This is a genomic window from Rhizobium sp. RAF56, from assembly GCF_052113965.1.
In the GTDB taxonomy this organism is placed as follows: Bacteria; Pseudomonadota; Alphaproteobacteria; order Rhizobiales; family Rhizobiaceae; genus Rhizobium.
Genome location: NZ_JBFRDU010000007.1, coordinates 184,238 through 204,929 on the forward strand (window position 1 = coordinate 184,238; position 20,692 = coordinate 204,929).

The 20,692-nt window shown below is 62.3% G+C and carries 22 protein-coding genes; 5 read left to right on the forward strand and 17 right to left on the reverse strand.

What is annotated here, in order from left to right:
• Window positions 1–10 precede the first annotated feature (10 nt).
• The gene (locus AB4048_RS08300; protein WP_442201454.1) at window positions 11–943 is read right to left on the reverse strand and encodes an MBL fold metallo-hydrolase; all 933 of its coding nucleotides are present in this window, start codon (window positions 941–943) and stop codon (window positions 11–13) included.
• Between the two features lie 249 nt (window positions 944–1,192).
• Between AB4048_RS08300 and AB4048_RS08305 the strand changes: the two genes are divergently transcribed.
• A complete protein-coding gene (locus AB4048_RS08305) occupies window positions 1,193–2,617 on the forward strand; it encodes an MFS transporter (RefSeq protein ID WP_442201455.1) in 1,425 nt (474 codons plus the stop codon).
• A gap of 7 nt (window positions 2,618–2,624) precedes the next feature.
• Here the strand turns inward: AB4048_RS08305 and AB4048_RS08310 are convergent, their stop codons facing one another.
• The 6 genes from AB4048_RS08310 to AB4048_RS08335 all read right to left on the reverse strand — a co-directional run bounded on the left by AB4048_RS08310 (window position 2,625) and on the right by AB4048_RS08335 (window position 7,576).
• Window positions 2,625–3,008 carry a VOC family protein gene (locus AB4048_RS08310; RefSeq protein WP_442201456.1) on the reverse strand — a complete coding sequence of 128 codons (384 nt, stop codon included), beginning with the start codon at window positions 3,006–3,008 and terminating at the stop codon, window positions 2,625–2,627.
• A gap of 57 nt (window positions 3,009–3,065) precedes the next feature.
• On the reverse strand, window positions 3,066–3,785 hold the full coding sequence (locus AB4048_RS08315) for an RlmE family RNA methyltransferase (RefSeq protein ID WP_442201457.1): 720 nt from the start codon (window positions 3,783–3,785) through the stop codon (window positions 3,066–3,068).
• A 15-nt stretch (window positions 3,786–3,800) separates the two neighbouring features.
• Window positions 3,801–5,414 carry a Ppx/GppA phosphatase family protein gene (locus tag AB4048_RS08320; RefSeq protein WP_442201458.1) on the reverse strand — a complete coding sequence of 538 codons (1,614 nt, stop codon included), beginning with the start codon at window positions 5,412–5,414 and terminating at the stop codon, window positions 3,801–3,803.
• 135 nt (window positions 5,415–5,549) lie between these two features.
• A complete protein-coding gene (locus tag AB4048_RS08325; RefSeq protein WP_442201459.1) occupies window positions 5,550–6,341 on the reverse strand; it encodes an anti-sigma factor family protein in 792 nt (263 codons plus the stop codon).
• Complete coding sequence (locus AB4048_RS08330; RefSeq protein WP_442201460.1) at window positions 6,338–6,967, reverse strand: RNA polymerase sigma factor; 630 nt, start codon at window positions 6,965–6,967, stop codon at window positions 6,338–6,340. Before AB4048_RS08330 ends, AB4048_RS08325 begins: the two co-directional genes overlap by 4 nt.
• Window positions 6,968–7,036: 69 nt before the next feature.
• Window positions 7,037–7,576 (reverse strand): tetratricopeptide repeat protein, encoded by a 540-nt coding sequence (locus AB4048_RS08335; RefSeq protein ID WP_442201461.1) that lies wholly within the window; start codon window positions 7,574–7,576, stop codon window positions 7,037–7,039.
• A 280-nt stretch (window positions 7,577–7,856) separates the two neighbouring features.
• Between AB4048_RS08335 and AB4048_RS08340 the strand changes: the two genes are divergently transcribed.
• The 3 genes from AB4048_RS08340 to AB4048_RS08350 all read left to right on the forward strand — a co-directional run bounded on the left by AB4048_RS08340 (window position 7,857) and on the right by AB4048_RS08350 (window position 10,741).
• Window positions 7,857–8,912, forward strand: coding sequence for a type III polyketide synthase (locus AB4048_RS08340; protein ID WP_442201462.1), 1,056 nt, complete (start codon window positions 7,857–7,859; stop codon window positions 8,910–8,912).
• Entirely contained in the window at window positions 8,912–9,400 is a 489-nt protein-coding gene (locus tag AB4048_RS08345; RefSeq protein WP_442201488.1) for an isoprenylcysteine carboxyl methyltransferase family protein, read from the forward strand. Before AB4048_RS08340 ends, AB4048_RS08345 begins: the two co-directional genes overlap by 1 nt.
• Before the next feature lie 93 nt (window positions 9,401–9,493).
• Complete coding sequence (locus tag AB4048_RS08350) at window positions 9,494–10,741, forward strand: NAD(P)/FAD-dependent oxidoreductase (protein ID WP_442201463.1); 1,248 nt, start codon at window positions 9,494–9,496, stop codon at window positions 10,739–10,741.
• A gap of 37 nt (window positions 10,742–10,778) precedes the next feature.
• Here AB4048_RS08350 and AB4048_RS08355 read toward each other — a convergent pair whose 3' ends face one another.
• The 6 genes from AB4048_RS08355 to AB4048_RS08380 all read right to left on the reverse strand — a co-directional run bounded on the left by AB4048_RS08355 (window position 10,779) and on the right by AB4048_RS08380 (window position 16,974).
• Window positions 10,779–11,309 (reverse strand): gluconokinase, encoded by a 531-nt coding sequence (locus tag AB4048_RS08355; RefSeq protein WP_442201464.1) that lies wholly within the window; start codon window positions 11,307–11,309, stop codon window positions 10,779–10,781.
• A 103-nt stretch (window positions 11,310–11,412) separates the two neighbouring features.
• Complete coding sequence (locus AB4048_RS08360) at window positions 11,413–12,372, reverse strand: peptide ABC transporter ATP-binding protein (protein WP_442201465.1); 960 nt, start codon at window positions 12,370–12,372, stop codon at window positions 11,413–11,415.
• The gene (locus tag AB4048_RS08365) at window positions 12,369–13,385 is read right to left on the reverse strand and encodes an ABC transporter ATP-binding protein (protein WP_442201466.1); all 1,017 of its coding nucleotides are present in this window, start codon (window positions 13,383–13,385) and stop codon (window positions 12,369–12,371) included. Before AB4048_RS08365 ends, AB4048_RS08360 begins: the two co-directional genes overlap by 4 nt.
• On the reverse strand, window positions 13,385–14,275 hold the full coding sequence (locus AB4048_RS08370; protein WP_442201467.1) for an ABC transporter permease subunit: 891 nt from the start codon (window positions 14,273–14,275) through the stop codon (window positions 13,385–13,387). The genes AB4048_RS08365 and AB4048_RS08370 overlap by 1 nt, the downstream gene beginning before the upstream one ends.
• An 8-nt stretch (window positions 14,276–14,283) precedes the next feature.
• Entirely contained in the window at window positions 14,284–15,288 is a 1,005-nt protein-coding gene (locus tag AB4048_RS08375) for an ABC transporter permease subunit (protein ID WP_442201468.1), read from the reverse strand.
• A gap of 90 nt (window positions 15,289–15,378) precedes the next feature.
• Window positions 15,379–16,974, reverse strand: coding sequence for an ABC transporter substrate-binding protein (locus AB4048_RS08380; RefSeq protein ID WP_442201469.1), 1,596 nt, complete (start codon window positions 16,972–16,974; stop codon window positions 15,379–15,381).
• Window positions 16,975–17,052: 78 nt separating this feature from the next.
• Between AB4048_RS08380 and AB4048_RS08385 the strand changes: the two genes are divergently transcribed.
• Entirely contained in the window at window positions 17,053–17,307 is a 255-nt protein-coding gene (locus AB4048_RS08385; RefSeq protein WP_442201470.1) for a hypothetical protein, read from the forward strand.
• Here the strand turns inward: AB4048_RS08385 and rirA are convergent.
• From rirA to AB4048_RS08405, 4 genes are all read right to left on the reverse strand, one after another.
• Window positions 17,304–17,792: an iron-responsive transcriptional regulator RirA gene (gene rirA, locus AB4048_RS08390; protein WP_442201471.1), complete on the reverse strand. Its 489-nt coding sequence runs from the start codon at window positions 17,790–17,792 to the stop codon at window positions 17,304–17,306. The two genes, AB4048_RS08385 and rirA, sit on opposite strands and share 4 nt — an antisense overlap.
• Before the next feature lie 123 nt (window positions 17,793–17,915).
• Window positions 17,916–19,013: a M48 family metallopeptidase gene (locus AB4048_RS08395; RefSeq protein ID WP_442201472.1), complete on the reverse strand. Its 1,098-nt coding sequence runs from the start codon at window positions 19,011–19,013 to the stop codon at window positions 17,916–17,918.
• On the reverse strand, window positions 18,985–20,052 hold the full coding sequence (locus AB4048_RS08400) for a YjgN family protein (RefSeq protein ID WP_442201473.1): 1,068 nt from the start codon (window positions 20,050–20,052) through the stop codon (window positions 18,985–18,987). The genes AB4048_RS08395 and AB4048_RS08400 overlap by 29 nt, the downstream gene beginning before the upstream one ends.
• A 169-nt stretch (window positions 20,053–20,221) precedes the next feature.
• Window positions 20,222–20,569 carry a VOC family protein gene (locus tag AB4048_RS08405; RefSeq protein WP_442201474.1) on the reverse strand — a complete coding sequence of 116 codons (348 nt, stop codon included), beginning with the start codon at window positions 20,567–20,569 and terminating at the stop codon, window positions 20,222–20,224.
• Between the last annotated feature and the right edge of the window lie 123 nt (window positions 20,570–20,692).

A 20,692-nucleotide genomic window follows, 5' to 3' on the forward strand; every position in this document is an offset into this window, starting at 1 on the left:
TGCCTCGGACTTAGAGATCGAACTGGTAGGTCTTCGGCACGTAGCGGAAGCCGTCGCCCTTCTTCTCGACGAAGCCCACCGCCGGGAAGGGCATATGGTATCCGAGGAACGGGATGCGGTCGGTGGCGATCCTGTCGAAAAGCATGCGTCTGGTCTTTGCCGCCGCGGCCTTGTCCATATCGAAACGCACTTGCCAGTCGGGCTCCTCGAGCGAAAGTATGTAGTGATTGCAGGCGTCGCCGGTCATGATCAGCTGGGCTTCGCCCGAGCGAACATGGAAGGCCATGTGTCCCGGCGTGTGGCCGGGCGCCAGAATCGCCGAGATGCCGTCCGTGGCGCGGTCGCCGTCCTTTAGAAGCGTCAGCCGCTCCGCGAAAGGCTTAACGTTGGAAAGAACCAGCTTGTGACCGCTCTCGGCCGGCGTTCCCTCGCGGGCCTTGTCGGTCCAGAAGGCATACTCGGCCTCGCCGGTGGCGTAACGCGCGTTCGGGAAGGCCGGCGCGCCATCTTCGATCAGGCCGCCGATATGGTCGAGGTGCAGATGCGTCAGAAGCACGAGGGTCACGCGATCCGGCTGGTAGCCGGCGGCCTTGAGACCCGCCATCAGCATCCCCGATCCCCGCTCGCGGCCGGGAGCACCCATCCCCGCATCGACGACGATCAGCTCCGACCCGGTTTCGATGATCACGGGCGAGTAGCTGTTGACCAGCCGGTCGGTCGGCAGGAAATTCTCGGCAAGCCGAGCCTTCACGGTTTCCGGGGACTGGTCGACACCGAAGGTCTCCCACGGCTTTTCAAGAACATTCGCGCCGTCCCGAACGACGGTGAACTGGTATGAACCGAGCTTGAAACGGTTGATCTGGGGAAGCACTGTGGTCATGGTCTCACTTTCCTTGAGCGTGGCAACGGCGGCAAAGCCGATCGGTATCGGGAATATCAACATATGCCGGCGCTGAACGAGGAGCGCCCCATCTTCTCTTTGCGACTGCGAATCCTGGTCGATGCGTTTAGCAGATAGATGCGTTTAGCATATGTCAAAATCGCCTGATGCAGCGGATGACGCGCCGTTTCACGCAGACGTGATCCTGGAAGCGATTGTACCCTGTTTCGGGGATTGGCAGCGGCGGATTTGAAGACTACAGACCGGGTATTGCCGCCGCGCCCTCTTCTTCGCATCCACCAAGGCCCGCCGATGAACCGCATTGTTCCGCTCATTCTTGCCGTCGCTCTCTTCATGGAGCAGATGGATTCGACGGTGATCGCGACGGCGTTGCCGGCCATCGCCAACGACCTTCATGTCGGCCCGATCACGCTGAAACTGGCGCTGACCGCCTATATGGTGGCGTTGGCGGTCTTCATTCCCGTCAGCGGCTGGATGGCGGACCGTTTCGGCGCCAAGCGGATCTTCCGGCTCGCGATCTGCGTCTTCGTCGTAGGCTCGATCATGTGCGCCGCCTCGGGCGGCCTTATTGAATTCGTCGGCGCGCGCTTCCTGCAGGGCATGGGCGGCGCGATGATGACCCCCGTCGGACGCCTAGTCCTGCTCAGGACCACCAAGCGCAGCGATCTCGTCTCGGCGATGGCGCTGCTGAGCATCCCTGCCCTCGTCGGACCGCTCGCCGGTCCGCCGCTCGGCGGCTTCATCACCACCTATTTCTCCTGGCACTGGATCTTTCTCATCAACGTCCCGGTCGGCATTGCCGGGGTGGCTCTCGCGACAATCTTCCTGCCCGAGGTGGAAGCCTCCGCGCCGCCAAAGCTCGATGTCGCGGGTTTCCTGCTGACATCTTTTGCCGCGGCCGGCGTCGTCTTCGGCATGTCGGTGATCAGCCTGCCGGCTTTGCCACCGGCGGTCGGTATCGTCGCAGTCGCGATCGGCGTTGCCTGCGGCGTCGCCTATGTCCGCCACGCGCGCCGCCATCCCGCGCCAATCCTCGATCTGACGCTGCTTAAAAATCCGACCTTTCGCGCCTCGGTCACCGGCGGCACGCTGTTTCGCATCTGCATCGGCGCCATGCCGTTCCTCACGCCGCTGATGCTGCAGCTCGGATTCGGGCTCAATCCGTTCCAGTCCGGCCTCATTACCTTTGCCGGCGCGATCGGCGCCATCACCACCAAATTCATCGCCAAGCGCGTCTTTGCCGCCGTCGGCTTCAAGACCGCGCTGCTTTCGGCTGCCGCGGTGACCACGCTGACAACGATCACCACGGGCCTCTTTACCCCAGTGACGCCTCATCTCGCCATCATCGGCGTGCTTCTGATCGGCGGCTTCTCCCGCTCGTTCTTCTTCACCGGCGTCAACGCGCTCGCTTTCGCCGACATCGAGGACCGTCAGGCGAGCCAGGCAACCTCGATGAGTTCCGTCATGCAGCAGATCAGCCTGGCGCTCGGTGTCGCGGTGGCAGCCGCCATTCTCGAAACCTCGACCTATTTCAGCGGCATGGAGCTCCGCGTCGTCGATTTCCACATCGCCTTCTATGTGATCTCGGTGCTGACGGTCATCGCGACCATCCCCTTCATCCGCATGGATCGCCACGCCGGTGCCGTCGTTTCCGGCCACCGGCCGCGCAGGCGCGATGCATCGGTCGAGGGAGTGAGCGAACCGGCAGCGGAATAGGCCGCCCCTATTCGGGTTTCTCGCAGACGGCGGAAATCTTGTTGCCGTCGGGATCGCGGACATAGGCGGCGTAGAAACTGGCATGGTAGGAGCGCAAGCCCGGCTCGCCTTCGTCGGTGCCACCATTGGCAAGGGCGGCGGCGTAGAATGCATCCACATCCGCCCGGCTTTCGGCCTGAAGCGCCACCATCGAGCCGTTCCCGATCGTCGCGCTGCGCTTGTTGACCGGCGTCACGACCCAGAGGCGGCAACGCGTATCGCCATTCGCCGAGTAGCCAATCTCCTCCTCCGCCTCGCGCTGCCGGCGATAGCCGAGCGTCGGAAGGACGGCGTCGTAAAAGCGCCCTGCCTGCAAAAGATCGTTGGTGCCGAGGGTGATGTAGAGGAGCATGGGAAACGCCGCGAGCCGATGATGACCCGTCATCATCGGACGGAATGAGCGGACAAATCAAGCTTCGGAGGCTTCGACTTCCGTCTTACGGCCTTTGAAGCCCTTGGCGAGCAAGAACATTTCCACCGACTCGGCGCGCGAGGAGGCAGGCTTGACATGCACCACCTGGCGGAAATTCTGCTTCAGCAGCGTCAGCAGATCGGCTTCCGTGCCACCCTGGAAGGTCTTGGCGAGGAAATGGCCACCCTCTGCCAGCACATCGATCGCAAAATGCGCGGCCACTTCACAGAGATGCATGGTGCGCAGATGGTCTGTGCGATGGTGGCCGGTGGTGGGGGCTGCCATGTCCGATAAGACGAGATCGGGCGTGCCGCCGATTGCCTCCATCAGACGTCCGGGCGATTCCGGCTCAAGAAAGTCGAGCTGGAGGATCTTCACGCCGGGCAATGGCGCCATTTCCAGGAAGTCGATGGCAGCGACCCGGATGTCCGCCTCCGTGGAGGAGGTAACCTTGGCGGCAATTTGCGACCAGCTGCCGGGAGCGGCGCCTAGATCGATGATGCGGCGTGCGCCTTTCAGGATGTGATGCTTCTCGTCAATCTCCAGGAGCTTGAAGGCAGCACGCGCCCTATAGCCCTCGAGTTGCGCCCGCTGCACATAGGGGTCGTTGATATGACGGTTGAGCCACTGTCTGGAGGAGGCTTTCAACTTCTTCTTCTTGACGCGCTGGCCTAGCTTGCGGCCGGTGCGATTCCCCCCGATCGACGGTTTCGTCATCTCGCGCCCCTTCGCTTACTTCTGCACATTGTTGCGGCGCGAGCGGTTTCGCCGCCAGACGCCGTCATCGGCCATCATGTCGGTCAGCAGCCCCTCGCGCAGGCCGCGGTCGGCAACGCGCATGCGCGGGCTCGGCCAGCGACGGCGGATCGCCTCCAGGATGGCGCAGCCTGCCAGCACCAGATCGGCTCGGTCCGGTCCGATACACGGGTTTGCGGCCCGGCCGGCAAAATCCCAGGACAGAAGCTTCGCCTGCATAGCGCTGACCTCGTCGTCGGACAGCCACACCCCGTCGACGCGGCGGCGATCATAGCGCGGCAGATCCAGATGGACGCCGGCAAGGGTGGTGACGGTGCCCGAGGTGCCGATCAGATGAAAATCGTCGCTGTCAGGTTCGCTCGCGGCAACCGGCGGGCAATCGAAGCGGTCGAGCATGCCCTGCACCTCGCAGATCATCGCCTCGAAGACATCGGGGCTGACGTCGCGACCGCCATGGCGTTCCGAGAGCGTGACGACGCCGACCGGAAGCGACGTCCAGTGGGTGATATGATTGGCCAGACGGTTGGATCGATTGCCGCCGATGCGGATCACCGCGATCTCGGACGAGCCGCCGCCGATATCGAAAAGCACGACCGAGCGCGCTTCCGGACCGACGAGCGACGAACAACCGGACACGGCAAGCCTTGCCTCCGTCTCGCGGTCGATGATCTCGAGCTCAAGTCCCGTTTCAGCCGTCACCCTGGTCAGAAAATGTTCGCCGTTTTCGGCGGCTCGGCATGCCTCCGTCGCAATCAGGCGCATGCGCCTGATCTCGCGGCTTTTGAGCTTGCCGGCGCAGACCCGCAGCGCCTCGATGGCGCGATCCATCGCTTCGTCCGACAGCCTGCCGTTTGCGCCGAGCCCCTCGCCGAGGCGAACGATGCGCGAGAAGGCATCGACGACGCGGAACTGGCCGGGCCGTGTCGGCTGCGCGACCAGCAGGCGGCAATTGTTCGTGCCGAGATCGAGCGCCGCATAAAGGTCGAGCGGATAGGTGCGCTCAGAGGCCCCAAAGCGGGAAGCGTTGTTTTGCGACGGAGTAAACGGGCGATCGTTCCGCTGCGCGCCGTGGCCGCGCTCGCCGCCCTGTTGCCGTTCCGCGCTGCGCTGGTCGACCGGAGCCGCAACCGGGCGTTCCGAGGACGGCCGTCCGGCCGCCGCCGGAAGCTGGACCGTCTTTTCGTGCGCCAGAGGCCGCCCCTGCAAGCCGCGCTTACCACGGTGCTTTCGGCGGTTGCGGCCGCTCCTGGCCGCACCCGAGCCGGCCTGCTGCCGTCCGTCTCCAGCAGCCTGGGATTCCGCCTGCGGCTGATTTTGCGAAGGCTGTTGGCCGGGAATTTTCTGGACACCACGCTCGGCGTTGGACCGCCGGCGACGCTTTCGCTTGCCGGATGACGTGCCAGCTTCGTTTTCCTGAGGGCGCACAGCCGAACCGGACTTGCCGGTCTGGCCCGGGCTCGCAGAATGGGCGATGTCGCGGGAAGAGCCCCCACGCTTACGCCTTGTACGCCGGGAGGATTTTCCCTTCCCACGCTCTGCCGCCGACGCCCCGCCTGTCTGCGGCTTGGCGCCGCTGTCGGGGTCTTCCACGTGTCTTTTTCCATCACGCCGCGCAAGGCCGCTAGGGCATGCTGCTGGCGCTCATTCGATTTCCGTTGGCGCGAAGATACCAGCATGACGCGCTTTCGCCAAATTCTTTTTGAAGTCAACAACCTTGAGGTGATTTCAGGCCGGCAATACACCGCGAGCGTGGTCGGCGAGCGTCTGCAACTCGTCAATGGGGCTATGGCCGATCAGCATGAAAGCATGGGTCGCGTTCGACCAATAAACGACGTTCATGCCGCGCCGCCGCTCCGCATCGGGAGGAGAGGCGCCCGCGTCCGACATGACCATGCAAAGCGCCATCGGCCCGGTTTCGGGGTGGAGATAGACGATCTGGGCGAGCGCCTTGCCGTCATACTGCAGCACCTGCGCGCGCCGGAAATCGACGCCCGGCAATGCGACCGTTTCGGGCGTGAGCGTCATGCCGAGTTTCGCGCCGACGACCGAAAGCTCCTTCGCCTGCGCTGCTCGATCGCCGGCGGGCGCGCTCAAGGTGTCGCTCGTATAAAGCGCGAGATACTCCGCCACCACGGCGCGCCACTCCGCGCTCTCGTCCGGTTTGGCGAGCCGGCTGGAAATACCGATGAGGGTGCGATCGACCGCGATGCCCGCAACCACGAAGGCGGCGGCCGCGAGAAAACCGCGCCGTCCGAAGACCGCTTTGGGAGCGCTTGCCGGCGGAATGGAAGACAGCATCCGATCCAGCTTTTCGGTGGGCGCCGCTGAAAGAAGCGGCTCGAAAGCCTCCCGGAACGGCAGCCTGCTGCGGGCGAGATGATCGAGCCGCGCCGCGGCCCGCCTATCGCCATTGATCACGGCTTCGACCTCGGCACGCTCGGTGTCGCTCAGTTCGCCGTCGATGTAGGCGACCAGCATTTCATCGTTGAGAGGCTTGTCGTTCTCACGCTCGCTCATGTCTGCCCCCCATCCGTGCGCCGCATGTGACCGGATGCCCCACTTCCGTCCGCCAGCTTTGCACGGGCGGCCGCAAGCCGGCTCATGACGGTGCCGATCGGCACGCCGAGCACGGCGGCGACCTCGCGATAGGAAAGCCCCTCGACATAGGCGAGGAAAACGGCGCTGCGCTGCGCTTCCGGCAAGGCCTGCACCTGCTCGAGGACCTGGGAAGCCAGGATGTGCGTCTCGGCCTGGCGGGCACCGTCGACGACCAGCGTCTGGTCGGCATCGACGAAGCCTTGTCCCTCGCGAACCCGCCGCGAGCGGACCTCGTTCAGCCAGATTGAATGAAGGATGGAAAACAGCCAGCGATCGAGCCTCGTGCCGGCTTCATATTGCCCGGCGCGCTCCAACGCCCTGACGCAGGTCGCCTGCACCAGATCGTCGGCGACATCGCGCTGGCGCGACAGGACAACGGCGTAGCGCCAGAGCCGTGCCAGCTGTTGCGACAGGCCTTTGCGGATATCCTCTTCGCTGGCGATGACACCCTCCGCGGCAATCGACTGCCTATCCAGCGCCGGCACCGCCGGCGTTGTCGCTTTCTCCCGAGTATAGACAGTAAATGTCAAACGGGCGACCGACACGTGACGTCCTTTCCAACGCTGATCCGAAGGCGCCGGCTTGATGCCGCCGGCGCCTGACCTGGCCTCACCCTAGATCTTCGACGGATTTTCGATCGCCTCGTTGAGGTCGCGATATTCCTCGCAGGTCGTACCGCACAGCGACTTGATCGTGTTCAGTTGCTCCTTGGCGAGATCGATCTGGCCCTTGATGACGTAGGCCTCGCCGAGATATTCGCGCACCCGCGCGTATTTCGGATCCATATCGACCGATTTCAGGTAGTAGGAAATGCCCTCATCCGTTCGCCCGAGCTTGCGCGTCGCGTAGCCGCGATAGTTCCACGCCTCGGCGGTGTTTTGATTGGTCATCGTATCGAGCATGTCGAGCGCTTCCTGATAGCGGTGCGCCTTGGCAAGCGCGTAGGCGTAATCGGCGCGGTTTTCGTCCGAGATGCTGGCGCCGCGCTGCTTGACGCATTTCTTCGACTTCTGATCGTAGACCTCGCCTTTCTTGCAGGTCGGCACGTTGTCGCTGCCGCTGCTGCCGCCGAGCGCGAAGGCCGGAGCTGTCGTTGCGGCGACCAGGCAGGCACCGAGGGCGAAAGTTGCAAAGCGGATAGTGCGGATCGGCATGACGATGTCTCCTACGCAAAGGATGGTTGCGAGGAGAAAACACGCCGGCGACGAATTTATTCGGTGCCGGGCTCACCGCCGCGATCACCGTTTCGTGACCGGCTTCCGTCGAATAATCGCAGTCGGCGAGGTGTTTGCCATGATGCCTGTCATCAGGCCCTGGAGCCGGAAGATTTCGAGCCTGATCGGCTGAAATCCGAATCCGTACTAGAATCAAGGAAATAGAGCTCGATGCCGCTCATAGCCGCCCCTTCCCGGCATCTTTCTCCAAGGGACAATCATGACGAATGATACCGTCAAGCTCGTGAGCCTCGCCCTGGCGACGCCCGAGAATATCATCCTTCAAACCGATGCCGGCGAGACCGCAGCGAAGCTCTTTGCCCATCGCTACCGCGAGTTCAAGCATCTGGCGTCCGTCTTCGCGAACGCCGGCATCACCAAGCGCCATGCCGCCCGTCCGCTTGCCTGGTTCACCGAACCGCACGGTTGGCAGGACCGCATGGAGGCCTACGCCGAGGTATCCAGCGCGCTTTTTGTCGAGGCGGCATCGGCAGCGCTCGACCGCGCCGGACTGACCGGCCGAGACGTCGACTGCATCGTCACCGTCTCCTCGACCGGCATCACGACGCCGAGCCTCGATGCCCGCCTTGCCGAACGCATGGGATTTCGCGCCGACATCGAGCGCGTGCCCGTCTTCGGACTAGGCTGTGCTGCCGGCGTTTCCGGTTTCGGCATCGCCACGCGCATGGCGCGCGGCCGCCCGGGAGCGAACGTGCTCTTCGTGTCGATCGAGCTTTGCTCGCTCGCCTTCCGGCTCGACGAACTGACGCGTCCGAACATCATCGCCACCGCGCTTTTCGGCGACGGCGCTGGCGCCTGCGTGCTCAGCACCCGGGCCGAGGGCCTGGCGGAAGTGGAATCGACCGGCGAACACCTGTTTCCAAATACGCTCGGCATCATGGGATGGAAGATCGACGACACCGGCTTCGGCATCATCCTCGAGCAGTCCCTGCCGCCCTTCGCGCAGGAAAACATCAAGCCGGCAATCACCGCCATCCTCAACCGTGCCGGGCTTGGGATAACCGATATCGATCGCTTCATCTGCCATCCCGGCGGATTGAAGGTGCTTGCCGCCTTCGAGGCGGCCTTCGAGCTCGCGCCCGGTTTCTTCGACATCGAGCGAGGCGTGCTCGCCGACTATGGCAACATGTCCTCCCCGACGGTGCTTTTCGTGCTGGAGCGCGCAATCCAGGCCGGCCTTCCCCCACGCTCGGCGATGATCGCGCTCGGCCCGGGCTTCTCGGCGAGCTGCGTTACGCTGAAGAAGGCCGCATGATGTTCGACCCGGCCGTTGCCGTACTTGTTTTCGTGACGGTGCAGCGGATCGGCGAATTGTTGCTTGCGCGCCGCAATACGCGGGCATTGCTGGCGCGCGGCGCTTACGAGACCGGCGCAAGCCACTATCCGTATGTCGTCGGGCTGCACGCGATCTGGCTTGCGGGCCTCTGGCTGTTGGCGCCCGGCCGGCCGGTGAGCCTCGGCTGGTGCCTCATCTTCGTCGCGTTGCAGCTCCTGCGCGTCTGGGTACTGGCGACGCTGAAGCGCCGCTGGACGACCCGCATCATCGTCCTGCCCGGCGCGCCGCTCGTCCTATCCGGCCCCTATCGTTTCATGCGCCACCCGAACTATGCGATTGTCATCGGCGAGATCGCCGTCCTGCCGTTAGCATTCGGGCTGCCGCTCTACGCCCTCGCCTTTTCGCTGCTTAACGCCATCGTGCTTTACGTTCGCATCCGTGCCGAGAACGCCGCCTTGACGCGATAGTCCTTTAAGCCTGAACAAAGTCATTTCCCGTTTGCATTCCAGAGATTTGAAGGGCATTTTCCGGCCTTCGAAAAGTGCACACCAGGCAGAAGCATGTCCAAAGACGTCATCGTCCTCGGCGCCGGCATCGTCGGCGTCTCGACGGCCATTCATCTTCAACGGCGCGGTCGCCAGGTCACCCTCGTCGACCGCAAACTGCCCGGTGAGGAAACCTCCTTCGGCAATGCCGGCCTGATCCAGCGCGAGGGCGTCGTACCCTACGGCTTCCCGCAACAGATCGGCGTGCTTGTCCGCTACGCCTTCAACAATCGCATCGATGCGCACTACCACCTGCGCGCGCTGCCGGGACAGCTCGCATTCCTCGCGCGCTACTGGTGGCACTCCAACACCAAACGGCATGAGATCATCGCGCGCGCCTATGCGCCACTGATCCAACATTCGATCAGTGAACATAACGATCTCGTCCAGGCTTCCGGCGCCGAGGAGCTGATCCGCAAGAACGGCTGGATGGAAATCTTCCGCTCGAACGCCAAGCGCGATGCGGAATTTGCCGAGGCCGAACGCCTGAAGCGAGAATTCGGCCTGACGTTCGATGCGCTGAACTCGGCCGACCTCGCGCGGCTCGAGCCGCACATCAAGGGCTCGTTTTCAGGGGGCTTACGCTGGCGTGATCCCTGGTCGGTGCTCGATCCGCACGGACTGACCAGCGCCTATCGCCGCTACTTCGAGAGCCTTGGCGGGCGGTTCGCGACCGGCGACGCGGCAACGCTCGGGCAAGCCGGTTCCGGCTGGCGGATGATGACGGACGACGGCCCGCTGCAAGCGGACGAGGCAGTGCTCGCGCTTGGCCCATGGGCTTCGGAGGCAACGCGCCGCCTCGGCTATGCCTTCCCGCTCGGCGTCAAGCGCGGCTATCACATGCACTACGCGCCTGCCGGCAACGCTATCCTCAACAACTGGACCCTCGACGCCGAACGCGGCTATTTCCTGGCGCCGATGAAGCGCGGCATCCGCTTGACGACGGGCGCCGAATTTGCAGCCCGCGACGCACCGAAGACGCCGGTGCAACTCGACCGCGCCGAAGCCGTCGCCCGCGAGACCTTCCCGCTCGGCGAGCGGCTCGACCCCGAGCCCTGGATGGGCGCACGCCCCTGCACTCCCGACATGATGCCCATCATCGGCAAGGCGCCGCGCCACAAAGGCCTGTGGTTTGCCTTCGGCCACGCCCATCACGGCCTGACGCTCGGTCCCGTCACGGGTCGCGTGCTCGCCGAACTCATGACCGGCGAAACGCCGCTGATCGATATCTCGGCCTATGGGCCTGAGCGGTTCAATCCCTGACGCGGGGGCGGACGGCTACCACTCGGCGTGCAACAACTTAGCGGCTTAGCGACGACAACCCGAGGATCGCGGCTGCAGCAATCGCTTCGGCGGTATCGTCGATATCGACCGTCACCACACCAGGTTCTCCGACCGGGTCTTCGACCGTCGCGAGCTGGCTTTCGAGCAGCGAGGCCGGCGCAAAATGACCCTTGCGCTCGCCTATGCGTTTGGCGAGCAGCTCTTTGGATCCCTGCAAATAAATGAAGAACAGATTTCCGCCGGCGGCACGCCGCAGGCGCTCGCGATAAGCGCGCTTGAGCGCCGAGCAGGAGATGACGACGCCCTCCTGGCGCGCAAGCGAGGACCTCATCGTCTCCCCGATCAGATCCAGCCAGGGCATCCGATCCTCATCGGTCAGCGGAATGCCCTTTGATATCTTCTCGACATTCGACGCGGGGTGAAGCCTGTCGCCCTCGACGAACGGCAGGCCAAGAGCTGCCGCCACCTTCTCGCCGACCGTAGTCTTGCCGCTGCCGCTTACTCCCATGACGATGATCGCATGGGCTTTCTCGCCGGTCTGCGGCATGGCTCTGCCTCCGTGCGCATCGCTCGGCGCGCGCCACGCGCGGAGGACGGCTGCTTGATGCCTTGCTGGCGCCGCGCGCAATCCGACGCGACGCCAAGCGCCGCTACGCTCGGTCCAGCGGGTAGTGGCAGGCGTATTTATGCGTGCCCTCGCCGCTGAGCTCGGGCGTCACCGTGCGGCAATGCTCCTGCGCCTTCCAGCAGCGCGGATTGAAATGGCAGCCTGTCGGCGGCTTCAACGGCGACGGCAGTTCGCCTTGCAGGCGGATGCGGTTCTTTTCGCGTTCCGGATCCGCGATCGGCGTGGCCGACAGCAGGGCGGCGGTGTACGGATGGCGCGGGTTGGCAAAGACTTCCGCCGCCGGCCCGGCTTCGACCGGACGGCCGAGATACATCACCATCACCTCGTCGGCGATGTGATGGACGACGGACAGGCCGTGCGAGATGAAGAGGTAGGCAAGACCCATCTCCTTCTGCAGGTCCATCAACAGGTTCAGCACCTGCGCCTGGATCGACAGGTCGAGCGCGGAGACCGGCTCGTCAAGCACCAGCACCTTCGGCTTCAGCATCAGCGCGCGGGCGATCGCGATACGCTGGCGCTGGCCGCCGGAGAACATGTGCGGGTAGCGGCCGTAGTGTTCGGGCCGCAAGCCGACGCGCGCCATCATCTCCTCCGCCTTGCGGCGGCGGGTCGGGGCATCGTCGTCGGTGTTGATCTTCAGCGGCTCTTCGAGGATGGAGCCGACCTTCTGGCGCGGGTTGAGCGAGCCGTAGGGGTTCTGGAAGACGATCTGCACCTTGCTGCGTAGCGACCGGTCGCCGATGCGCGCCGGCTTGCCGTCGATCAAAAGCTCGCCGGCGGTCGGATCCTCGATCATGGTGACGAGACGGGCGAGCGTCGACTTGCCACAACCGGATTCGCCGACGACTGCAAGCGTCTTGCCGGAGTAAAGGCTGAAGCTCACGCCGTTCAGCGCCTTGACGGTCGCCTCCGGTTTGAACATGCCGCGCTTGACGGCGTAGAAGCGGGCGAGATCGCGCCCTTCGAGAACAGCGCCCGTCATGCCAGGCCTCCTGCGGATGCGGCGACGGCAAGGCCCGGATGGCCGAGAGGCTTGCCGCTCTTCAATGGATAGTTACAGAGCGCAAGCCCAAGATCGGCGCCCTGACGCTTGACGCCGCGATCGCATTCGGGCGTTGCGAAGGAACAGCGCGGCGCAAACAGACAGCCCGTCGGGCGGTCGTGCTGGCCGGGCACGACGCCCGCGATCGACGGCAGCCGTTGGCCGACCTCGGCCCGCTCGGGCAATGCCGAAAGGAGGGCCGCCGTATAGGGATGATGCGGGTCGCGGAAGAGCTCCTTGACCGGCTGCTCTTCCACCTTCTGGCCGGCATACTGCACCTGCACGCGCTCTGCGGTCTCGGCCACCACACCCATGTCGTGGGTGATGAGCACCAACGCCATCCCGTGCTCCTTCTGCAGGCGTGCGAGCAGATCGAGGATCTGCGCCTGGATGGTCACGTCGAGCGCCGTCGTCGGTTCGTCGGCGATCAGCAGCTTGGGGTTGCAGGCAAGCGCCATGGCGATCATCACGCGCTGGCTCATGCCGCCCGACATCTGGTGCGGATAGTTGGAGAGACGATCCTCCGGCGCCGGAATGCCGACCAGCTGCAAGAGCTCGATCGAGCGCGCGCGGCGCTGCTTGCGGTCGAGGCCCATATGGACGCGCAGCGTTTCGCCGAGCTGGAAGCCGACCGTGAAGCACGGGTTGAGGCTCGACATCGGCTCCTGGAAGATCATCGCCATATCCTTGCCGATGATCTTGCGGCGCTGACGTGCGGAGATGCCGGCGAGGTCCTTGCCGTCGAACAGCATGCGATCGGCGGTGATCTTCGCCGTCCAGGGCAATAGTCCCATCAGCGCAAGCATAGACACCGACTTGCCGGAGCCGGACTCCCCGACGATCGACAGGATTTCGCCCTTGTCGCATGCGAGCGAAACACCATCGACGGCCCGGAAGAGACCGGAAGAGGTCTGGAACTCGACGGTGAGGTTTTGAATATCGAGAAGTGGCATCACGACCTCTTCAATTTCGGGTCGAGCGCATCACGAAGCCCATCGCCCATCAGATTGATGGCGAGAACGGTGATCAGGATGCACAGACCGGGGAATGTCACGAGCCAGGGAGCGGCCTGCAGGAATTCGCGGGAATCGGCAAGCATCGTGCCCCATTCCGGCGTTGGTGGCTGAGCACCCATGCCCAGGAACCCGAGGGCGGCGGCGTCGAGGATCGCCGCCGAGAAGGCAAGCGTCGCCTGGACGATCAGCGGCCCAAGACAGTTCGGCAGGATCGTCTTGAACATCAGACGCAGATTGCCGGCACCGGAGACGCGCGACGCGATCACATATTCCTTCTCACGCTCGGTCATGACCGAGGCGCGCGTCAGGCGCACGAAATGCGGCAGGTTGACGATGGAAATCGCGATCATCGCATTGGTGAGCCCCGGTCCGAGCACGGCGACCAGCACGAGGGCCAGAAGCAGCGACGGAAACGCCAGGATGATGTCCATAAAGCGCATGATGACGGTATCGGTGCGGCCGCGCACATAACCGGCGACAAGGCCGATCAGCACGCCCGAAATGACCGACTGGGTGACGACGACGAGGCCGATGAACAGCGAGAAGCGCGTGCCGAAGATCAGGCGCGAGAGCATATCGCGGCCGACGGCGTCGGTTCCGAGCGGGAAGCTCCCCGAGCCGCCCTCCATCCAGAATGGCGGCGCCTTCTGCATGGTGCTGTAAGGCAGGTTGGGGTCGTGGGGAGAGATGATGTTTGCGAAGATCGCCATCAAGAGCACGATCACGAAGACCGCAAGACCGATGACGGCGCCCTTGTTGCGCGAGAAATAGTACCAGAACTCCGCGAGAGCGGAGGGTTGGCCCGATTTTACGGTTGCCGAGCTCATGGCCGCTCCTAGTGACGAATACGAGGGTTGACGAGGCCGTACATCAAATCGACGACCAGGTTGACGAACATGATGATGGCCGAAATCAAAAGCAGGCCACCCTGCACGACCGTGTAGTCGCGCTTGAAGACGGCATCCACCATCCACTTGCCGATGCCCGGCCATGAGAAAATGGTTTCCGTCAGAATGGCGCCCGCCATCAGCACGCCGATCTGCAGGCCGATGGTGGTGACGACAGGGATCAACGCGTTTCGCAGCGCATGCACGCCGATGATGCGGAAGGGCGTCAGACCCTTGGAGCGGGCGGTGCGCACGTAGTCCTCGCCCAGCACCTCGAGCATCGCCGAGCGGGTCTGGCGCGCGATGACGGCCAGCGGGATCGTGCCGAGCACGATCGTCGGCAAGATAAGCGAGTTCAAGGCGGAGGCGAACGCGCCCTTCTGGCCAGACAAAAGGCTGTCGATCAGCATGAAGCCGGTCACCGGCTTGAAGAAATACATCAGCGATATGCGGCCGGAAACGGGCGTCCAGTGCAGATAGCCGGAAAAGAAGATGATGAGGAGCAGGCCCCACCAGAAGATCGGCATCGAATACCCGACGAGGGCGACGCCCATGATCGACTGGTCGAACCATGTGCCGCGCTTGACCGCCGCGAACACCCCGGCAGGCACGCCAAGACAGACTGCGAGAATGATCGCGCAGATGGAGAGTTCCAGCGTTGCCGGGAAGAGTGCCCCGAACTCCTGCAGCACCGGCCGCTTGGTGACGATCGAGGTACCGAGGTCGCCCTTGAGCACATTGCCGAGATAGCTCAGATACTGCACCGCGACCGGGCGGTCGAAGCCGAGATCATGCATGATCGCGGCATGCCGTTCCGGCGCCATGACGCGTTCGCCCGACATCAGCATCACCGGATCGCCGGGAAGCAAACGGATGAAGGAGAAGGCTATGAGCGAGACGCCGAGGAACGTTGGGATCAGGACGGCAACGCGCCCGAGAAAAAATCGCAACATGGCAGGATGTCCAATAGTTTCCGGCGGTCAGGTTCGTCACCTGACCGCCGGCTTAAGCCCGGTCACCCGGGCATCTTTGCATAGTTTTCGTTATTCAGCGATATCGACGCCGTCGAAACGGTGAACGCCGACCGGATCCTGCACGAAGCCGGAAACCTTGGAGCTCATCGGAACGAATTCGGTCGAGTGGTCGATCGTCGCCCAGGGGGCTTCGCGCTTGAAGACGACCTGAGCCTGTTCGTAGAGCTTGGTGCGCTCCCCGACGTCAGCCGTCTGCTTGGCCTTCTTCACGAGGGCGTTGAATTCCTCGTTGCACCACTGAGCGCGGTTGTTGCCGCCGACGGCATCGCAGCCGAGCAGCGTGTCGAGGAAGTTGTCCGGATCGCCGTTGTCGCCGGTCCAGCCGAGGATGACGGCGCCGTCACGATCCTTTTCCTTCGACAGCTTGAGGTATTCCGCCCACTCGTGCGTGACGATCTCAGCCGAAACGCCAATCTTGGCAAGGTCGGCCTGCATCAGCTCGGCGGCGCGGCGCGCGTTCAGCATGTACGGGCGCGAAACCGGCATCGCCCAGATCTTCATCTTCAGATCCTTGACGCCGGCATCGGCCAGCGCCTTCTTGGCGGCGTCGGCGTCGTACTTGTCGTCAGCGACGGCGTCGTTATAGGACCACATCGTCGGCGGGATCGGGTTCTTGGCAACGCTTGCCGCACCCTGGAAGACGGCGTCGACGATCGCCTGCTTGTTGATCGCCATGTTCAGCGCGCGGCGCACTTCCGGCTTGTCGAACGGCGCTACCAGCGTGTTGTAAGCGAGGTAAGCGACGTTCAGGCCCGGCTGCTCGAGAACCTTGAGGTTGCTGTCGGCCTTCAGGTCCTTGATGTCGGCGGCGTTCGGATAAGGCATGACGTGGCATTCGCCGGCCTTGAGCTTCTGCGAGCGGACAGAAGCGTCCTTGGTGATCGCGAAGACGAGATCGTCGATCTTTTCCTTGCCCTTGAAGTAGGTCTCGTTGGCCTTGTAGCGGATGACGGCGTCAGGCTGGTAGGCAACGAAGGTGAATGGACCGGTGCCGAGCGGCGCCTGGTTCAGCTGGTCCATCTTGCCGGCCTTTTGCAGCGAATCTGCATATTCCTTCGAGACGACGGAAGCGAAGTCCATGGCGAGGTCGGCGATGAACGGCGCTTCAGGCTTGTTGAGCGTGAACTTGACCGTCAGGTCGTCGACCTTCTCGACGGACTTGATGAGATCAGGGAAACCCATGCCGGCGGCATATTCGTAGGCAGCGCCCGCGACGTACTTGGCCCAGGGCGTATCCTGGCGCAACTGACGGTCGAAGGAGAAGACGACGTCGTCGGCGTTCAGCTCGCGGGTCGGGGTGAAGAAGTCGGTGGTCTGGAACTTCACGCCGGGACGCAGCTTGAAGGTATATTCCTTGCCATCAGGAGATACGGTCCAGCTCTCGGCGAGACCGGGTTCAACCTCGGTGCTGCCGTGCTTGAATTCGACCAGGCGGCTGTAGACCGTGCGCGAGGAGGCGTCGAACGTCGTCCCGGCAGTATAGATTGCAGGGTCAAAGCCTTCCGGCGACCCTTCCGAGCAATAGACCAGCGTTTTGGACCACGCGGACGTCGCCATGACCGAAGCCACAGCGGTCGCTGCCAGCAAGACAGAGAACTTTTTCATGATGAGTTTCCCAGGTTTGTTCTTCTTTTGAAGCGGATACGGACGTTCGGCCCGGATCGTGGGCAGATGGAACGATATTTGAAGTATGAAAGCAACAAGCAAGCCCGGAAATTTTCACAATCGTTAAAGTTTGGAAATTTTCTGACAAACTTCGCGGCTTTTTGGAAATATTTGAACCGAAAATGCGCCAATTTCGACGTAATCGAAACAATTATTGCCGCTTGCGAAGCGATCCGGGCACTGTCGACCGATGCCGCGATCCGCCGGAAACAAAAATGGCGACCGTCAGTAACGGTCGCCATCGTCTGCAATTTCAGCGTCGCATCGCCTTAGGCAGCCGGCGCTGTCACCGTCTGCTTGCGCGTCACGGCGCGATGATCGTCCAATGTCAGGCCGAGCAGGAAATTGATCTCCGGGCGAGCCTTGACCAGATCGTCGATCGAATATTCCGCAAGCACGTCGAAAAAGGCGTTGAGGGCCTTGCGCAGCGCCGAATTCAGGCCGCAGCTGTCGATGAGCGGGCATTCGGCCACGCCGTCCTCGAAGCACTCCGCCATGGCGAAACTGTCCTCGGTGACCTTGACCACGTCGAAGAGGGTGATCTTCTCGGCCGGCTTGCCGAGACGAATGCCACCGTTTCTACCACGCGTGGTCTCGACGAGACCCGCCCTCGTCAGCGGCTGCAAAATCTTGAAGAGAAACAATTCAGAGACGCCATAAGCCCTGGCGATTTCCGGGATGCGGCTCAAGTGACCGTCATTCGCGGCACAGTACATCAACATGCGCACTGCATAGTTTGTCTGCTTGGTGAGGCGCATGCCGATCTCCGTGAGTCATGCCGATGATGAGCTATATAAGGGCTTTCCTAGTTTTGAACAATTCCAAAAGAGGAAATTCATCATGATGCTCTCATAAACCAGAATCACTGTTGCGTGCACAGATTATTGCGAACGCGCTTTTTCCCTGAGCTCCCTCGCATAGTCGAGGATCGCCCGCTCTCGCTCCGGCGTTCCGGGATGGGTGGACAGCATGCTGGTCTCGGACCGATCGTTCAACCGGGTTTCAAGAAGGGCGAAGAAGCGGGAAAGCGCGGTCTCGTCCATGCCTGCCGCTCTCATCAACTCGACCGAGCGCCGGTCCGCCTGGGCCTCAGCCGACCGCGAATAGGAGAGCGCAAGAAGCCCACCACCTTGCGTGATGACATCCTCAACCCCGGACCCGACATCGCCGGCGATCACCAGGACGAGACCGGCCATGCCAGCGGCGCGATAGAGCTGCCGCAGACTGTGCTTGTGTTCCACATGGCCGATCTCGTGTGCCAAGACGGCGACAATCATTTCCGTATCGTCGCCGACAAGGGCCACCAACTGATCTGTAAGAATAAGGTTTCCGTCAGGAAGCGCAAAAGCGTTGGGGCCAATCGCGCCGCCGTCGCGGAAATTCAGCTTGTAGCGATCCGCGCCACCCTCGGCATATGCGCTGATCCTTGCGAAGCTCTGCTCAAGCCGCGCCCGCATATCCGCTGACAATTGGCTCGGCTTCAGAACGGCCCCGTCAAGCGCCTGAAGCGTGCCGGTTCCTATCATCTCGGGAACCATCGGCGGCGTCGCCCATACTGCTACCTCTACGAGGAACGGCAGCGCATACCGATAGACAGTCGAGGCCAACACGATTGCGGCGATCGCAAAGGCAATCATCCTTGGGCGAACAACTTCCAATCGATGCGCGAGACTGACACGGGCTTCGCCACGGTCGCTCAGATATGCGTCGATAGCATCGTTGTCGTGGGTCTCGAAAACAGAACCGTTGCCAAAGACGACGCGTCGCGGAACCGCGCCGACGCGCGGGCTGATCCGGACATCCGACCTAACACCCCATACAAGGCGGGCGCCGACCTCGTCATTTTCCTCGGTTAGCGCCACCAGTGCGTCATCAACGACCACCAGCCGCGCTGCCACCGTTCGGTTGGAATGAGGCGGGAGCCAGATGCCGCTCGCAATTTTTACCGCATCAGAAGCCAAAGTCGAAGCCATCGACATCGAGATATTCTGCGCTAATCGCGCTCCCGCTGGCTCCAATCCGATCGAACACCACTCCAGGATCGCCATCAAGACGGATCGCGGTATGCTCGATCACGTAGCGAGCCTGACGGACTGCCGCCCAGGGTCGCAAAAGCCCAAGCGTGCACAGTGTAACGACAATATTTGAAATAAAGATCCATGTGAATCGAATGCGATCCAAATCACTCCTCAGATCGTGCCTTCCATCAACCGAAGCCGACGACCAGACGATATTGCGCACCGCCGCGCGATAATATTGCGCTCCAATGAGATAGAGAACGAGAGGAACAGCGAAAGCGATCAGCAATACCCCTCCGGGATCAACTCCCGGCGTTCCAGGTACGGGCAAATACAGATAACCACCGCGAAGAGCAGCAAATACAAGCATAAAACTCACTATAAGAAATACCACAACGATGCCGTATGCCCCATAGAGATCCGCCACCGGCGGCCTGGTCGATAGTTTTCTGTCGCCGTAGCGCAAATTATCAAAGAGATAGCGGTGGTACCAACGGGTAGAATAAGGCAGTAACAGACCTAGAGAACAAACGACCATGAGGCCGCCAAAGCAAAAACACGCAAACGCTCCGCCGACAGTGCCGACGAAATCAAATCGCACATTTCGATAACTCGTTACACGCGCATTAAAGCGCAACCCCCTAACGAGCAAAAAGGGAAGGAGAAGCAAGATGGCAAGCGACATAAACGGAGCCGCCGGCGGAAAGACATTTGCCACCATCTGCGTCAGCGCAACGAAAATTAATACAATCAGCCTGCCGATCAATATTTTCATCGGCCTTGCATGATATTCGAACGAATGATCAAGAAGTATCGTATTGCCATAGAAATACCGCTTGCGCCTAACCTTTGCCCAAGCCGAATATATACCAAGCGTTAGGATCGACAGCAGGACGTTAACGATCCAGATCCCGAAATACTCTCTGGCACTACCGGTAAACGAAGCGCGCTCAAAACGTTTGGCGCCGCCATCGGCGTGCGTGACTTCAGCAACCACCATATCTGCCCCCCAGCAAAACGGTCTTCTTCGCTTGACCGGTTCAGGTCAGGCGAGAGCTACTGAGCAGATAACATCTACGACATTTTTTCAATCTTGAATTTATAAATTCACAGGGTGGGAGTTTCGCCTCCGGGATCAACCGTTGCAGGGATAACACGAATTGGCGCACTCAGGGCGCCGAGACCCAGACCGCCATCTCGTTGCCGCCCGGCTCGCGAAAATGAAAGCGCCGTCCGCCGGGAAAATCGAAGGGTGGACGCACGACGACGCCGCCGGCGAGCTCGACGGCGCGCTGCGCGGCTTCGAGATCGGTGGTGCGGATGACGGCGAGCGGCGCGGCTGTCGCGGCGTCTGCATCGCCTTGAATGCCTGCGTCTATCCCCGCGGCTTCGATGGCATGATAGTTCGGGCCGTAGCTGATGAAACTCCATTCGAACGCCTCCTCGAAGAAGCGCCTCGTCTTCAACCCGTCGGTCGAGGGGAATTCGAGATAGTCGATCTGATAGGTCGCCGGCATATCTTCCTCCTGTCGTCGTTCTCTTTTTGTTCTACATCGCCCATCCCGCCGAGACAAGCGCGAATTGCGAAGACCAGTCCAAAAACGAAAATTCCGCCCGCAGGAGCGGGCGGAATGCGCAGA

Coding starts and splice junctions, on each gene's coding strand:
- AB4048_RS08400 (WP_442201473.1), bottom strand. CDS start 20,052: ATGGTGGTTGCTGAAGTCACGCACGCCGATGGCGGCGCCAAACGTTTT.
- AB4048_RS08365 (WP_442201466.1), bottom strand. CDS start 13,385: ATGCCACTTCTCGATATTCAAAACCTCACCGTCGAGTTCCAGACCTCT.
- AB4048_RS08305 (WP_442201455.1), top strand. CDS start 1,193: ATGAACCGCATTGTTCCGCTCATTCTTGCCGTCGCTCTCTTCATGGAG.
- AB4048_RS08395 (WP_442201472.1), bottom strand. CDS start 19,013: ATGTCGATGGCTTCGACTTTGGCTTCTGATGCGGTAAAAATTGCGAGC.
- AB4048_RS08315 (WP_442201457.1), bottom strand. CDS start 3,785: ATGACGAAACCGTCGATCGGGGGGAATCGCACCGGCCGCAAGCTAGGC.
- AB4048_RS08380 (WP_442201469.1), bottom strand. CDS start 16,974: ATGAAAAAGTTCTCTGTCTTGCTGGCAGCGACCGCTGTGGCTTCGGTC.
- AB4048_RS08310 (WP_442201456.1), bottom strand. CDS start 3,008: ATGCTCCTCTACATCACCCTCGGCACCAACGATCTTTTGCAGGCAGGG.
- AB4048_RS08360 (WP_442201465.1), bottom strand. CDS start 12,372: ATGACGGGCGCTGTTCTCGAAGGGCGCGATCTCGCCCGCTTCTACGCC.
- AB4048_RS08350 (WP_442201463.1), top strand. CDS start 9,494: ATGTCCAAAGACGTCATCGTCCTCGGCGCCGGCATCGTCGGCGTCTCG.
- AB4048_RS08325 (WP_442201459.1), bottom strand. CDS start 6,341: ATGAGCGAGCGTGAGAACGACAAGCCTCTCAACGATGAAATGCTGGTC.
- AB4048_RS08345 (WP_442201488.1), top strand. CDS start 8,912: ATGTTCGACCCGGCCGTTGCCGTACTTGTTTTCGTGACGGTGCAGCGG.
- AB4048_RS08300 (WP_442201454.1), bottom strand. CDS start 943: ATGTTGATATTCCCGATACCGATCGGCTTTGCCGCCGTTGCCACGCTC.
- AB4048_RS08355 (WP_442201464.1), bottom strand. CDS start 11,309: ATGCCGCAGACCGGCGAGAAAGCCCATGCGATCATCGTCATGGGAGTA.
- AB4048_RS08335 (WP_442201461.1), bottom strand. CDS start 7,576: ATGCCGATCCGCACTATCCGCTTTGCAACTTTCGCCCTCGGTGCCTGC.
- AB4048_RS08405 (WP_442201474.1), bottom strand. CDS start 20,569: ATGCCGGCGACCTATCAGATCGACTATCTCGAATTCCCCTCGACCGAC.
- AB4048_RS08375 (WP_442201468.1), bottom strand. CDS start 15,288: ATGTTGCGATTTTTTCTCGGGCGCGTTGCCGTCCTGATCCCAACGTTC.
- rirA (WP_442201471.1), bottom strand. CDS start 17,792: ATGCGCCTCACCAAGCAGACAAACTATGCAGTGCGCATGTTGATGTAC.
- AB4048_RS08370 (WP_442201467.1), bottom strand. CDS start 14,275: ATGAGCTCGGCAACCGTAAAATCGGGCCAACCCTCCGCTCTCGCGGAG.
- AB4048_RS08340 (WP_442201462.1), top strand. CDS start 7,857: ATGACGAATGATACCGTCAAGCTCGTGAGCCTCGCCCTGGCGACGCCC.